13 protein-coding genes are annotated in these 14,010 nt (G+C 72.2%); 7 read left to right on the top strand and 6 right to left on the bottom strand.

Annotated features, from left to right (window positions below; genetic code table 11):
• Window positions 1-79: 79 nt before the first annotated feature.
• Window positions 80-742, bottom strand: coding sequence for a class F sortase (locus ACZ6JT_RS04390; RefSeq protein ID WP_469207042.1), 663 nt, complete (start codon window positions 740-742; stop codon window positions 80-82).
• A gap of 366 nt (window positions 743-1,108) precedes the next feature.
• On the opposite strand from ACZ6JT_RS04390, the gene ACZ6JT_RS04385 reads away from it, so the two are divergent.
• Window positions 1,109-1,621, top strand: a complete 513-nt coding sequence (locus tag ACZ6JT_RS04385; protein WP_469207040.1) for a hypothetical protein — start codon at window positions 1,109-1,111, stop codon at window positions 1,619-1,621.
• Between the two features lie 118 nt (window positions 1,622-1,739).
• On the opposite strand, the gene ACZ6JT_RS04380 is transcribed toward ACZ6JT_RS04385, so the two are convergent.
• The 3 genes from ACZ6JT_RS04380 to ACZ6JT_RS04370 form a co-directional block, all read right to left on the bottom strand.
• Window positions 1,740-2,339 carry a hypothetical protein gene (locus tag ACZ6JT_RS04380; RefSeq protein WP_469207038.1) on the bottom strand — a complete coding sequence of 200 codons (600 nt, stop codon included), beginning with the start codon at window positions 2,337-2,339 and terminating at the stop codon, window positions 1,740-1,742.
• Window positions 2,340-2,523: 184 nt separating this feature from the next.
• A complete protein-coding gene (locus ACZ6JT_RS04375) occupies window positions 2,524-3,294 on the bottom strand; it encodes a bestrophin-like domain (RefSeq protein ID WP_469207036.1) in 771 nt (256 codons plus the stop codon).
• A gap of 32 nt (window positions 3,295-3,326) precedes the next feature.
• Window positions 3,327-3,452 carry a hypothetical protein gene (locus ACZ6JT_RS04370; RefSeq protein ID WP_469207034.1) on the bottom strand — a complete coding sequence of 42 codons (126 nt, stop codon included), beginning with the start codon at window positions 3,450-3,452 and terminating at the stop codon, window positions 3,327-3,329.
• A 909-nt stretch (window positions 3,453-4,361) separates the two neighbouring features.
• Here ACZ6JT_RS04370 and ACZ6JT_RS04365 point away from each other — a divergent pair.
• Both ACZ6JT_RS04365 and ACZ6JT_RS04360 read left to right on the top strand, forming a co-directional pair.
• Window positions 4,362-5,192 (top strand): SAM-dependent methyltransferase, encoded by an 831-nt coding sequence (locus tag ACZ6JT_RS04365; protein WP_469208185.1) that lies wholly within the window; start codon window positions 4,362-4,364, stop codon window positions 5,190-5,192.
• Between the two features lie 65 nt (window positions 5,193-5,257).
• On the top strand, window positions 5,258-7,477 hold the full coding sequence (locus tag ACZ6JT_RS04360) for a putative bifunctional diguanylate cyclase/phosphodiesterase (protein WP_469208183.1): 2,220 nt from the start codon (window positions 5,258-5,260) through the stop codon (window positions 7,475-7,477).
• A gap of 31 nt (window positions 7,478-7,508) precedes the next feature.
• Here ACZ6JT_RS04360 and ACZ6JT_RS04355 read toward each other — a convergent pair whose 3' ends face one another.
• Complete coding sequence (locus ACZ6JT_RS04355; protein WP_469207032.1) at window positions 7,509-8,600, bottom strand: FAD-dependent monooxygenase; 1,092 nt, start codon at window positions 8,598-8,600, stop codon at window positions 7,509-7,511.
• Window positions 8,601-8,705: 105 nt separating this feature from the next.
• Between ACZ6JT_RS04355 and ACZ6JT_RS04350 the strand changes: the two genes are divergently transcribed.
• Entirely contained in the window at window positions 8,706-9,350 is a 645-nt protein-coding gene (locus ACZ6JT_RS04350; protein WP_469207030.1) for a TetR family transcriptional regulator, read from the top strand.
• Between the two features lie 213 nt (window positions 9,351-9,563).
• Here ACZ6JT_RS04350 and ACZ6JT_RS04345 read toward each other — a convergent pair whose 3' ends face one another.
• Entirely contained in the window at window positions 9,564-10,442 is an 879-nt protein-coding gene (locus tag ACZ6JT_RS04345; protein ID WP_030723146.1) for a LysR family transcriptional regulator, read from the bottom strand.
• A gap of 95 nt (window positions 10,443-10,537) precedes the next feature.
• Between ACZ6JT_RS04345 and ACZ6JT_RS04340 the strand changes: the two genes are divergently transcribed.
• Genes ACZ6JT_RS04340 through ACZ6JT_RS04330 form a run of 3 tightly spaced genes read left to right on the top strand, consistent with a single transcriptional unit; the run spans window position 10,538 to window position 13,940 of the window.
• On the top strand, window positions 10,538-11,242 hold the full coding sequence (locus ACZ6JT_RS04340; RefSeq protein ID WP_469207028.1) for a succinate dehydrogenase: 705 nt from the start codon (window positions 10,538-10,540) through the stop codon (window positions 11,240-11,242).
• A 2-nt stretch (window positions 11,243-11,244) separates the two neighbouring features.
• Window positions 11,245-13,197, top strand: a complete 1,953-nt coding sequence (locus ACZ6JT_RS04335; RefSeq protein WP_469207026.1) for a fumarate reductase/succinate dehydrogenase flavoprotein subunit — start codon at window positions 11,245-11,247, stop codon at window positions 13,195-13,197.
• Window positions 13,194-13,940, top strand: coding sequence for a succinate dehydrogenase/fumarate reductase iron-sulfur subunit (locus ACZ6JT_RS04330; protein ID WP_376618819.1), 747 nt, complete (start codon window positions 13,194-13,196; stop codon window positions 13,938-13,940). The genes ACZ6JT_RS04335 and ACZ6JT_RS04330 overlap by 4 nt, the downstream gene beginning before the upstream one ends.
• The last annotated feature ends 70 nt before the right edge of the window (window positions 13,941-14,010 follow it).

The raw sequence follows: 14,010 nt of genomic DNA, 5'->3' as shown, positions 1-14,010 counted from the left end.
CGGGCGAGCGCGCAGCGGGCCTCCGTCATGGGCGCGGACGAGCGCTCAGCGGGCCTTCGCCATGGGCGCGGACGAGCGCTCAGCGGGTCTCCACCATGCGGGCGAAGACGACCACGTTGCCGTCGTAGCCGCGGGCCTTCGAGTAACCGCCGCCGCACGTGATCACCCGGAGTTCCGGGTGCCCGGTGTCCCCGTACACCCGGGCTCCGGGGAAGGCCTCCTTGGAGAACACCTCCACGCCGTAGACCTCGAACACGGCCGTGCGCCCGTCGTAGCGCTCCACCTCGATGCGGTTGCCCTGCCTGAGGGAGCCCAGGCCGTAGAAGACCGCCGGGCCCTGCGCGTTGTCCACGTGCCCCACGATCACCGCCGAGCCGCGCTGGCCCGGCGAGATGCCGTTGAGGTACCAGCCGGCGAGATTGCGGTCCTGCGGCGGCGGGGCGTCGATCCAGCCCTCCGCGTCCAGCCCGACCGTCATCACCGGCGCGTCCACGTTGATCGTGGGGATTTTGATGCGCTGCACCGACGAGTGGTCCAGCACCTCCATGCCCGCGGCCGGCGCCGGCGGGTTCGCCGGCAGCTGGTCGGCCGTCACCGCCACCGCCGCGGCCGCGGCGGGCTGGGGCGGTCCCCCGCCGATGTCCACGCCGTTCCGCACCATGGCGAGGCCGGTGAGCATGACCAGGGCGAGTACGCCCCACGGTGAGCGTTTGCGTGACTGCCCGGTCTCGTCCTCGCCCATCGTTCTCCCTTCCCGACGCGGGGGTCCCGACCCGCGTTCCTGTCCCGCCCCTGTACGCCCTACTTCACGCACGCTAAGGGCGGCCGGGCGGGACGGCGAGGGGGGGAGGTGCGAACGGGTGGCCGCGGCCCCGGAGGGGGCCGGAAGAGGTGCGTCCATCCAGGTAATCGTCACATAAATGCCTGACGGGTCGTGACCTGCGGATCCGTCAGCCGCACCGTCCGCGCTTCGGCGTGTCGCTCAACCGGGCGGCCCAAAGCCGGAAATGCGGAGCTTGCGGGGCGATCGGAGGGTTCGACGTGGGAGGCGTTCTCGTCGATCATCCGGGGCCGACGCTCCGGGGCGCTTCCCGCTGGAGGTTCCACCATGCGTGTCTTGCGCGCTCTTACCGTGACGGCGGCAGCCTGCGCCGCGATCGGCCTCAGTGTCCCGTTCGCCTCCGCGAACCAGAACCCCGGTGGTGGTCAGGGCGGGAACGGCGGTCCCAGCAACATCTCGGTCAACCCGTACGCCGTGCATCAGGGAGCCACGATGCAGGTGAGCGCCTCGGGCTGCGGACACGGCGGTACCGTCTCCTCGCCGGGGAACTTTCCGCCGGCCAACCTGTCCGCCGGGTCGATCGGCTTCGCGAACGTCCGGATCTTCAACCACGCGTCGCCCGGCCACCACACGCTGTCGGTCCGGTGCAACGACAGCAGCCTGGTCGCCACGCACCGCTTCACGATCCTGGAAGGCAACCCCTCGCAGGGCGGCATCGGCGGGTCCTTCGGCCCGTCCGCCGCCGAGACCGCCATCGGCGCGGGACTCGTCGGCGCCGCGGCGCTCGGCGCGGGGGCCCATGTGGTGCGCCGCCGCCGGCCGCTCCGCAGCCGGGCCTGACCGGACGCCCTTCCGGCCGGGTGAGTGCCCCGCCCGTGTTCCCCGCGGCCGCCGGTCGCCCCCAGCCCTCGCCCGGGCCCGGGGCGAGCGGCGGCGGCGGGGAACACGGGCGGGCTCTTCAGTGGTCGCGGCCGGAGCCCCTGCGGCGCAGCGCGTACGCGGCGCCGCCCGCTGCGGTGAGGAAGAGGCCGGCGCCCGCGCCGAACTCCACGGGATCCATGCCGGCCACACTGCCTCCGAGGCCGCCGCGGACGCCGCCGGCGACCGTGGCGTTCGTGGGCGCGGCGGCCCGCGGGGCCGTGGCGGTGGTGGTCCGCGTGGAACTGGTGGTAGGCCGGGTCGTGCCGCCGGCGATGGTCAGGTCGGCGGAGCCGGTCTCCCCGTTGCAGGTGAAGGAGACGGAGTAGACGGCCCCGGGCCGGGCGTCCCGGTCCACGGTGACCCGCACGGTCTGCCCGCGCGCGATGCTCACGGTGTCGAAGACCCCGGAGGAAGCGGTGGAGTAGGCGGAGTCGCAGCCGCTGACCGCGAGCACCGTCTGGCCGCCCGGGGCCACGGTGGAGGGGGTGAGCGTGAAGCCGAACGAGGTGATCTGGCGCGCCCCGACCCCGGCCCGGGCCGAGGTGGCGGCGGACGCGCCGAGTGCGCCGAGCGCGAGTACGGCGGCCGTTGCGCCGGCGCTGAGCAGGATGGTGGCGGAGCTGCGTATCGCACCCATGCTTGAGTCTCCGGATCCCCGAGGAGCAGCCGCGGAACGGTTTCCGCACGTGGGGGGTCGTGCGCCTCGATGTCCGCCACGCTAGGTCCGGGGGCGGTGGCCCGCGATCAGGAACGGGCGAATGGGGCATGGCCGTAGGCCGAACCGGGGACGGGAGGCCCGTCCCCGGTTTGCCGGGCGGCCGTCAGCCTCCGAGGTCCAGGTGCGGGAACTGCTCGAGGAAGGGCTCGGCGGTGGCCGCGATGCCCCGCCCGAAGGGCGCGTCGAAGTCCCAGATCAGGAACAGCAGGAACGCGATCAGCGCACTGAACAGGCCGGCCAGCAGCAGCTCCCGGAACGACCGCCTGATCTGCAGTGTGAAGATCAGGCCCACCGTCACCAGGGCGCCCGCGATCAGCCCGAACCACACGACCCCCGGCATGGTGGCCCCGGCGCTCTGACCGCGCGCACTGCGGGCGTCGTCCACCACCGCGACCTGGTCGACCAGCGGCTGGTACGCCTGCCCCTCGTGGTCGGTCTGCGGCTCGTAGTCGGTGACGTCCCGGCGGATACGTTCCAGCAGCTCCCCGCCGCGGTCCGTGAGGTCGCCGTGGTCGGCCATCTCCTTCCACTCGGTGTCCACCACGTACGTCACGTACGCGTCGACGTCGGACCGGACCTTCTTGCGCACCTCGGCCGGGTAGACCTCGGAGCGGACACTGATCTCGTGCAGGGCCTGCGCCTCCTGGCGCACGTACTCCTGGGCGGCGCCGCGGCCCTCCCAGACACCGGCGATCGCCAGGCCCAGCACGATCGCGTAGATCACGCCGATCATCATCGTCATGTATTCGATGACGTCCGGGGTTTCGTTCGGATCGTCGTCCTCGCCGATCCTGCGGTGGTTGAAGAAGGCGATGGACAGCACCACGGCACACGCCGCGGCCATCGCGAGGGACAGGACGAGCCATTCCGACAAGATGACTCCCGATCGGTTTCAGGTGGGGCGGGTCAGCGCGGGCGCAGCGCGACGATCGCGAGCACCGCGGGAGCCGCGGTCAGCAGGGTGAAGGTCACCGGCGAGATGTGGTGCTCGGCCGGTTTGCGGGCCGGTGCGTGGTACGCCGGGCGGGCCACCGCCTTCGGTGGTGGCGGTGTCACCACGGGGGCGGGCGGGGGCGGTGCGGGCGCCGTGACCGCGCGGGGCGGTGGGGGCGCCGGTTTCGGCGGGGGCGGCGGGGGCAGGACGGGCTTGGGTACGGGTTGGGGCGCCGGCTTGGGCGGCGGAGGCGGCGGCGTGGGCTTCGGGGGCGGGGCGGGCGTGGGCTTGGGCGGTGGCGGAGGGGGCGGCGGTGGTGGCGGAGGAGGGGGAGGCGGTGGAGGTGGCGGAGGTGGCGGAGGAGGGGGCGGTGGCTTCGGCGGGCACGGTGGAGGGGGCGGTGGCGGTGGGCAATGAGGGCCGCTGTGACGGCCCCCGTCGTGGTTCCCGCCACGGCCCCTGCCGTGGCCGGAGCCGCGGTCGTCGCCGTGATGTCCGCCACCCGGGCCGCCTCCGCGGCCGCCGCCGCCGGCCACCGCGAACACCGCGGTGGCGCTCGCGCCGTCCCCGGAACAGGTGGTCGCGTAGGCGCAGCTATCAGCCACGGCCGGAGTGGCGGACAAGGCCGCCCACAGCAGGACCGGGACCGCCAGCAGACGATGGGCACAGGCTCTGTTCACCCCGGGAGCATGGGCCCGCGCGCGCCCGCGCACGCGAGGCTCGGCCCCCGGTTCGCCTGAACGGGTGGAGCCGTGACCAGAAAGGTTTGAGCCAGTTGTGGCCGGTCCCGAGGCGATCCCGATCACGCACCGGTCAATTCCCAAAAGGGATTTGTCGGTACCGGTCATTCGACCCCCGGGGCACGGTGGGCACCTTTGGTGTGTGACGAAGAACGGATCGCCAATTTCCGCTTTTGCTCGCCCTGTTGGGAAATGATCAGTACATTCGGCTCGGACAGGAGTCCGACCTCGGACCGACCACCGCAGGAACAACGCTTGGAGACCTCGATGGAGCGCCCGGCCTGGGCCCCGCCAGGCATCGACATATCGGTGCCGAGCGTGTCCCGCATCTACGATTACTACCTGGGCGGGTCCCACAATTTCGAGGTCGACCGCCGGGCGGCCCGACGCGCCATGGAATTCATGCCGGGACTGCCCAAGATCATGCAGGCGAACCGGGCATTCATGCGCCGCGCCGTCCGGCACGCCGTCGCCGAGGGCGTCACGCAGTTCCTCGACATCGGCTCCGGCATCCCCACCTTCGGCAATGTCCACGAGGTCGCCCAGGCCGCCAGCCCCGAGGCGCGCGTGGTCTACGTCGACCACGACCCCGTGGCCGTCGCGCACAGCCGCGCCGTCCTCGGCGAGGACGACCGCACCGACATCGTCGCCGCCGACCTGCGCAAGCCGAAGGAGATCCTGGCCGCCCCCGAGGTCGGTCGGCTGATCGACCTCGACCGCCCGGTCGCCCTCCTGCTCGTCGCCGTCCTGCACTTCCTCGAGGACGCCGACGAGCCGTACGCCGCCGTCGCCGCACTGCGCGACGCGCTGGCCCCCGGCAGCCTGCTGATCCTCACGCACGCCTCGTACGAGGGGATCCCGCTCAGGGAGGAGGTCGCGGGCGGCGTCGTCGACGTCTACCGCAACATCCGCAACCCCCTCGTCATGCGCACCGGCGAGCAGATCGGCCGGTTCTTCGACGGCTTCGAGCTGCTGGAGCCCGGACTGGTCTCGATGCCCGACTGGCGGCCGGACGGATCCGGCGGCCAGGCGGAGGACGAGACACCGGAAGACCCCTATGCCTTTTCGGGCTTCGGCGGAGTGGGACGCAAGGCGTGAGACTTCCGGCACAGACCGCGGGCGCACCGGACGCCGTCGCGGCGCCCGCCGCCCCACCGGCCGCAGTGGCGGCACCGGCAGCGGCCGGCGGCGCCGCCGCGACGCCGCACGGCGGCATCGAGGACCGGATCGCCCGCTTCGCGACCATCTGGGGCCGGGCGATCTTCCCGGTCACGGCGACCTCGCTCACCCGCACCGAGTTCGAGCGGCACTTGGTGCCGCTCACCCGCACGCTCACCGAGGCCCTGCACGCCCGGCCCTTCGACGCCGCCGTCGCGCACCGCGTCGGGGCCGAACTCGTCGCCGTGCACTGCACCGACCCCGAGGCCCTGGCCGGCACGCTCGGCGTGATCGAGTCGTACCTGGTGCTCTACTGCGGACCCGACGGACTCGAAGGCTCCGGCGTGGAGGCCACCGCCGAGTACCACTCGCGCTGCGCCCGGCTCCAGCACGCCATGGCGGCCGGGTACGCGCGCGCCCTGCGCGAGCGCACCCTCCGGGAGCAGGAGGCCATCGCCCGCTCCGCGCAGAGCGCCCGCACCGATGCCCAGCAGGCCCTGCACGCGAGCGAGGAGCGCTTCCGGGCCGTCTTCGAGGGCGCGGCCGTCGGCATCGGCATCGCCGACCTCGACGGGAACGTCCTCGAGGTCAACGACACGCTCCTGCAGATGTTCGGTGGCCTGGAGGGCCACGTCCGCAGCCGCAACGTCAGCGAGTGGGGCCACCCCGACGACACCCCCCACGTCTGGCGGATGTACGGGGAACTGGTGCGCGGGGAGCGCGAGAGCTACCGCGTGGAGAAGCCGTACTACCGGCACGACGGAACCGTCCTCTGGACCAACCTGACGGTGTCGCTGCTGCGCGACGCCGAGGGGAAGCCGCAGTACCAGCTGGCGCTGATGGAGGACACCACCGAACGCCGGTTGCTGAACCTGCGCCTACGCTACGAGGCCACCCACGACGCCCTCACCGGACTGCCCAACCGGACGCTGTTCTTCGAGCGGCTCGAAAAGGCCCTGAGCGGCGCCGGTGGCAGCCGTTACGGCCTCTGCTACCTGGACCTCGACGGCTTCAAGACGGTCAACGACAGCCTCGGACACTCGGCGGGGGACCGGCTGCTGGTGGAGGTCGCCGACCGGCTGCAGAGCTGCGCGACAGGCCCCGGCGAGGTCGTCGCCAGGCTCGGCGGCGACGAGTTCGTCGCCCTGACCACCGGACCCGACACCGAGCAGAAGGTGACCGACCTCGCCGTCCGCATCCTCTCCGCCCTGTCCACCCCGATCCGGCTGGAGGGCCGGGAACTGACGGTCCGGGGCAGCATCGGGATCGTCGAGGGGCCGGCCAAGGAACGCACCCCGGCGGAGGTGCTGCGCAGCGCCGACATCACGATGTACCGGGCCAAGGCGGCAGGCGGCAACCGCTTCGAATTCGCCGACGCCGAGGCCGACGCCCGCGCGATCACCCGCCATGGCCTCACCAACGCCCTGCCGGCGGCGCTGGAACGCGGGGAGTTCTTCATCGAGTACCAGCCGCTGGTCCACATGCGCGACGGCACCGTGCGCGGGGCCGAGGCCCTGGTGCGCTGGTCGCACCCGCAGTACGGGGTCCTCGGCCCGGACCGCTTCATCCCGCTCGCCGAACGCACCGGGCTGATCGTGCCGCTCGGCCGCTGGGTGCTGGAGGAGTCCGTCCGCCAGGCCCGGATCTGGCAGTGCCAGAACGGCGGCTCGGCCCTGCGCGTCAACGTCAACCTCTCGCCGACCCAGCTGCACCACCCGGGACTCGTCGCCGACACCGTCGCGGTGCTGGAGAAGTCCGGGCTCGCCCCGGGCGCCCTGTGCCTGGAGGTCACCGAATCCGCCCTGATAGGGGCCGACGACGAACTCCTGGAGCCGCTGCGCCGGCTCGCCGCCCTGGGGGTGGACATCGCCCTCGACGACTTCGGCACCGGCTACTCCAACCTCGCCAACCTGCGGCGCCTGCCGGTCAGCGTCCTCAAACTCGACCGCTCCTTCACCCAGGGGATGCAGCAGCAGCCCGCCAACCCGGTGGACGTCAAGATCGTGGAGGGAATCGTCGCCCTCGCCCACAGCCTCGACCTCGCCGTCACGGTCGAGGGCGTGGAGACGGGAGCCCAGGCCGCCCAGCTGCGCGCCCTCGGCTGCGACACCGCCCAGGGCTGGTACTACGCCCGCCCCGGAGCCCCCGACCGCATCCACGCCCTCTCCCTCTCGGACGCGGTGCCCACGCCTTCCGGACACCCCGGACACCCCGGACACCCCTGACGCCACCGCCGCGGGCCCGGCCGGGGCCGGCTCAGGCTCCGGCGGGCGGCCGGCTCCGCTTCAGGCCGACCTCCGTCCCGCGCCCTGGGGTCCGGACGGCCTCCATGACCCGCTCGTACCGCTCCGCCGTGTCGGCCAGGACGTCGGCCGCCACCGGCAGCCGCTCCGCCTCGTACGTGTCGAGCAGCTCCTCACTGCCGGACCCGGTGAGTGCGGCGGCCAGCGTCCGGGCCAGGGCGGCCGCGTCCTGGATGCCGGTGTTCATGCCCAGCCCGCCGGCTATGGGCTGCACGTGCGCGGCATCCCCGGCGAGGAAGACCCGGCCCTCCCTCAGCCGCGCGGCCATCCGGATGTTGACGCGCCAGGCCGAGATCCAGGTGGCATCGGCGAGCCGGATGCCCGGCACCCGGGCATGCTGGTCGAACAGCCGCTGGAAGCTCTCCAGGGAGGGCGGCAGCGGCTCGCCCCGCTCGTCCCGTTCCGGCGAGGCCTGCAACTGGAAGCTGTCCGTCCCCGGCATGGGGCAGAGGAGCATTCCGTTGCCCTCCGAGGTGAACCACTGGTGCCAGACGTCCCGGCTGAGCCCGGGCGCCCGGACGTCCCCGATGACCATCGCGGGCTCCTCCTGGCCGTTCCCCTCGAAGGGGATGCCGAGGAGCTTGCGGGTGGTGCTGCGCCCGCCGTCGCACCCGGCGAGATAGCGAGCCTCGATCACGGTGCCGTCCGCCAGCCCGGCACGCACTCCGGACTCGTCCTGGGCGATTGCGGCGAGCTCCGATCCGAACTCGACCCGCACCCCCAGCCCGGCGAGCCGATCGCGCAGGGCCGCTTCGATCTGCCACTGCCCGATCAGCAGGCCGCCGTCGGTGGGGGTGTCGTTGATGTGTTCCCCGTCGAAGTACTTGCGCAGCACCACGCTCCCGCTGCCGGTGGCCGCCAGGGTGTCGAGCACGCCGAGCTCCCGGAAGACGTCGAGGCTGCCCGGCAGCAGCCCCTTGCCCCGGGACTCGTGGTGCGGTTCGGTGCGTCGGTCGATGACGCGCACGGCGAATCCGCGCAGTGCCAGGTCGCAGGCGAGCGTCAGTCCGGTGGGACCGGATCCGGTGATCAGTACGTCGGTCATGAGATGTCCCCTCCTCGTCGATGTCTCAAGGAAAGCGGCTACCGGCAGAAAAAGCAACCCGGTTAAAAAAATAACTCGGTTACGAATCCGTGCTACGCTGTGCGCATGGAGAACACGACGGGTCTGCGCGAGAACAAGAAGCTCCGTACGCGTCACCGGCTGGCGGCGACGGCGCTGGAGCTCTTCCTGGAGCGGGGCTTCGACGCCGTGTCGGTGGCGGACGTCGCCGCGGCGGCCGAGGTCTCCAAGCCCACCCTCTTCCGGTACTTCCCGAGCAAGGAGGACCTGCTGCTCGACCGCTTCGCCGACCATCAGGACGAGGTGGCGCGCATCGTGCGCGAGCGGCCCCCCGGCCGGACGCCGGTGGGCGCGGTGCACGCGCACTTCCTGACGGCCCTGGCCGAGCGCGATCCGATCACCGGCCTGTGCGACCACCCGAACGTGATGGCCTTCCAGCAGCTCGTCTACAGCACCGCCAGTCTGCAGAGCAGAGTCGGCCTCTATACCCAGCGCGAGGTGGAGCTGGCCGCCGCCGGGCTCGAGGCGGAGGCGGTCCCCGAGCTGGCCGCCCGCCTGGCGGCGACGCACCTGGTGGCGGTCCGCCATGAGCTGGGTCGGGTGAACTGGCGGCGGATCGAAGCCGGACGGAGCGCCGACGAGGCATACCCGGCCGCGGTGGCCGATGCCGACCAGGCCTTCGGGATGCTCGCCGAGGGCCTCGACAAAGCCTTGTCCATACCCCGGCCGTAGCCCGGCCCGTGCCCGCGCCCGATCCGCGCGCCAAGCCCGCGCCCGCGCGCCGAGCCCACGCTCGCGCTTCAAAGCCCGCGACTGCGCGCCAAGCCCGCGCCCGCGCGCCAAGCCCGGGCCCACGCGCCAAGCCGGGGCCCGCGCGCCCCCGGCCGCCATGGATCCGCCGCACCCCCGCCGGGCCAGGGCCGCCGTGGCCCCGGCCGCGGGAGGTCAGCCCACCAGCATCCGCTTCAGCTCGCGGGCGGCCCGCGGGGGAGCCACGTCCGTGCGGTGGGCCAGGGCCACCGTGCGGCGCAGCGGGGACCCGGCCAGCGGGGTCGCCCGCAGACCGGGACCGGCGCGGTCCACCACCATCGCCGGGACCACCGCGATGCCGAGCCCCGCCCGCACGAAGCCCAGGACCGCGTCCATCTCCCCGCCCTCCACGGTGAAGACCGGCTCGAAGCCCTCCGCGCGGCAGGCCGTCACCGTCAGCTCCCGCAGGTCGTAGCCGTGCCGGAACATCACCATCGGCTCGTCGCGCAGGCCCCGAATGGTCAGCTCGCCGCCACCGCCCGGAGCCGGCCGCTCCGTCGACGAGACCACCACCAGGTCCTCCGTCAGCAGTTCCACCGTGGTCAGTGCCGGAGCCGAGGGTGGCAGCGGCAGCGCGATCAGGGCGAGGTCCAGGGCCCCCCGCGCCAGTTCCCGTACGAGGTCCAGCGAACCGCTCTCCTCGATCAGCAGCTCGATCCCCGGATGCGCGGCGTGGAAGGCGCGCAGCACGTCCGGCAGCAGGCCCGTGCACACGCTCGGGGTGGCGCCCAGCCGGACCCGCCCGCGCCGCAGCTGCGCGAGTTCCTGCACCTCCAGCCGTGCGGTGTCCGCGTCCGCCAGGATCCGTCGGGCCAGCGGCAGCAGCGTCTCGCCCGCGTCGGTGAGGGCGATGTTGCCCCGCGCCCGACTGAAGAGCTCGGCACCCAACTCCCGTTCGAGCGCCTTGATCTGCTGGGAGAGCGAGGGCTGGGCGACATGCACCCGCTCCGCGGCCCGGGTGAAGTGCCGGGTCTCGGCGACGGCCACGAAGTACAGGAGCTGCTGGAACTGCATAAGCCCAGCGTAACGCCCTACATAGGCAGTCGCTATCGATTTGAGCTCCTTCATGTCTTGGACCTTTCGGGACCTCGGTCCCTACCGTCGGAGGCATGGCTCTGGCAACGCGGACGGGTCGACGGCCGTCCACCACGCGCACACTCTGGGACTCCTCCGTCGGCAAGAAGTCCGTGATGGCCGTCTCCGGCCTGATCATGCTCGGCTATCTCGTCGTGCACATGCTCGGCAACCTCAAGATCTTTTTCGGGGCGGACGAGTTCAACGGCTACGCCCACTGGCTGCGCACCCTCGGCTCGCCCTTCCTCCACCACGAGTGGGCCCTGTGGATCGTCCGCGTCGCCCTCCTCGCCGCGGTCGTCGCGCACGCCGTGTCCGCGTACCAGCTCAGCCGCCGCGACATCAAGGCCCGCCCGGTGAAGTACGCCCACAAGCGCCGCCGTGCGAGCTACGCGACCCGCACCATGCGCTGGGGCGGCATCATCCTCGGCCTCTTCATCGTCTGGCACCTGCTCGACCTCACCACGCTCACCGTCAACGAGCGCGCCTGGGCGGGCCACCCCTACGAGAACGTCCTCGCGACCTTCTCCACCTGGTACGGGAACACCGTCTACATCGTGGCCATGGCCGCCCTCGGCCTCCACGTCCGGCACGGGTTCTGGAGCGCCGCCCAGACCCTCGGAGCCGGCAACGCCCGCCGTGACCGGGCGCTGAAGTCCCTGGCCAACGCCCTGGCCCTCGTCCTCTTCGCGGGCTTCGTCTCCGTGCCCGTCGCCGTCATGACCGGAGTGGTGAGCTGACCATGAGCAACGACTACGCCCACTACACCGAAGGCGAGCCCGTCGCCGACACCAAGGCCCCCGAAGGTCCGATCGCCGACCGCTGGGACCGCCGCCGCTTCGAGGCCAAGCTGGTCAACCCGGCCAACCGCCGCAAGCACCGCATCATCGTCGTCGGCACCGGCCTCGCGGGCGGAGCGGCCGGCGCCACCCTTGCCGAACAGGGCTACCACGTGGTCCAGTTCTGCTTTTCCGACTCCCCGCGCCGGGCCCACTCCATCGCCGCCCAGGGAGGCATCAACGCCGCCAAGAACTACCGCAACGACGGCGACTCGGTGCACCGCCTCTTCTACGACACCGTCAAGGGCGGCGACTTCCGCGCCCGCGAGTCCAACGTCCACCGCCTCGCCCAGATCTCCGTCGAGATCATCGACCAGTGCGTGGCCCAGGGAGTCCCCTTCGCCCGCGAGTACGGCGGCCTCCTCGACACCCGCTCCTTCGGCGGCGTCCAGGTGTCCCGCACCTTCTACGCCCGCGGCCAGACCGGCCAGCAGCTCCTCCTCGGCGCCTACCAGGCGCTGTCCCGGCAGATCGCCGCGGGCAACGTCGAGATGCACGCCCGTACCGAGATGCTCGACCTGGTCGTCGTCGACGGCGTGGCCCGCGGCATCGTGGCCCGCGACCTGATCACCGGCGAGATCTCCACCCACTACGCGGACGCGGTGGTCCTGGCGAGCGGTGGCTACGGCAACGTCTTCTACCTCTCCACCAACGCCATGAACTCCAACGCGACCGCCGTCTGGCGGGCGCACCGGCGCGGCGCGTACTTCGCCAACCCCTGCTTCACCCAGATCCACCCCACCTGCATCCCGCGCACCGGCGACCACCAGTCCAAGCTCACCCTGATGAGCGAGTCACTGCGCAACGACGGCCGCATCTGGGTCCCCAAGGCCAAGGGCGACACCCGCCCCGCCGCCCAGATCCCCGAGGCGGAGCGCGACTACTACCTGGAGCGGATCTACCCCTCCTTCGGCAACCTCGTCCCCCGCGACATCGCCTCCCGCGCCGCGAAGAACGTCTGCGACGAGGGCCGCGGCGTCGGCCCCGGCGGTCAGGGCGTCTACCTCGACTTCGCCGACGCCATCCACCGCATGGGCCGCGACAAGGTCGCCGAGAAGTACGGCAACCTCTTCGAGATGTACGAGCGGATCACCGCGGAGGACCCGTACGAGGTCCCCATGAGGATCTATCCGGCCGTGCACTACACGATGGGCGGACTGTGGGTCGACTACGACCTCCAGACCACCGTCCCCGGCCTGTTCGCGATCGGTGAGGCCAACTTCTCCGACCACGGCGCCAACCGCCTCGGCGCCTCCGCCCTGATGCAGGGCCTCGGCGACGGCTACTTCGTGCTTCCCTCCACCATCAACGACTACCTCGCCCGCCACCCCCACCAGGACGCCGTCGACGACACCCACCCCGAGGCCGCCGCCGCCGTACGGGAGGTCCGCGACTGCCTCGCCAAGCTGCTCGCCGTCGACGGCGACCGCACCCCGGACTCCTTCCACCGCGAGATCGGCGAGCTCATGTGGGAGTACTGCGGCATGTCCCGCACCGAGGAAGGACTGCGCAAGGCCCTCGCCCGGATCCCGGAGATCCGCGAGGAGTTCTGGCAGCGCATCAAGGTCCCCGGCAGCGGGGCAGAGTTCAACCAGTCGCTGGAGAAGGCCAACCGCATCGTCGACTACCTGGAGCTCGCCGAGCTGATGTGCCTCGACGCCCTCCACCGCGCCGAGTCCTGCGGCGGCCACTTCCGCGAGGAGTCCCAGACCGCGGACGGTGAGGCCGCCCGCCGCGACGAGGAGTTCGCCTACGCCGCCGCCTGGGAGTACCAGGGCACCGGCGCCGCCCCCGTCCTGCACAAGGAAGACCTCGTCTTCGAGTACGTCCACCCCACCCAGCGGAGCTACGCATGAAGCTCACCCTGCGCGTCTGGCGCCAGCGCGGCGCCGACGCCCCCGGCCACATGGCCTCGTACGAGGTCGACGGGATCTCCGAGGACATGTCCTTCCTGGAGATGCTCGACACCCTCAACGAGGACCTCATCCTGCGCGGTGAGGACCCGGTCGCCTTCGACCACGACTGCCGCGAGGGCATCTGCGGCGCGTGCAGCCTCGTCATCAACGGCGACGCCCACGGCCCCGAGCGCACCACCACCTGTCAGCTGCACATGCGGTCCTTCACCGACGGCGACACCATCGACGTCGAGCCCTGGCGGGCCGCGGCCTTCCCGGTGGTCAAGGACCTCGTCGTCGACCGCGGCGCCTTCGACCGCATCATCCAGGCCGGCGGCTACATCACCGCCCCCACCGGCGCCGCGCCCGACGCGCACGCCACCGCCGTGCCCAAGGCCGACGCCGACTTCGCCTTCGAACACGCCGAGTGCATCGGCTGCGGCGCGTGCGTGGCGGCCTGCCCCAACGGCTCCGCGATGCTCTTCACCTCCGCCAAGGTCAACCACCTGAACGTGCTCCCGCAGGGCTCGCCGGAGCGGGAGACCCGGGTGCTGGACATGGTGGCCCGGATGGACGAGGAGGGCTTCGGCGGCTGCACCCTCACCGGGGAGTGCGCCACGGCCTGCCCGAAGGGGATCCCGCTGCCGTCGATCGCCGCGATGAACAAGGAGTGGCTGCGGGCGGTGCGCAAGGGCCCCCGCTGACCGCTGGTACGGGAGGAGCGTGCGCGCCCGTCCCGTCCCGATCGGCCACCCCGGTCCGCCGGCGGGGCAC

The organism is Streptomyces sp. NPDC046308 (genome assembly GCF_055588065.1).
Note: the sequence above shows the minus strand (reverse complement) of the source record. Positions and strands in the feature narration are given on the sequence as shown.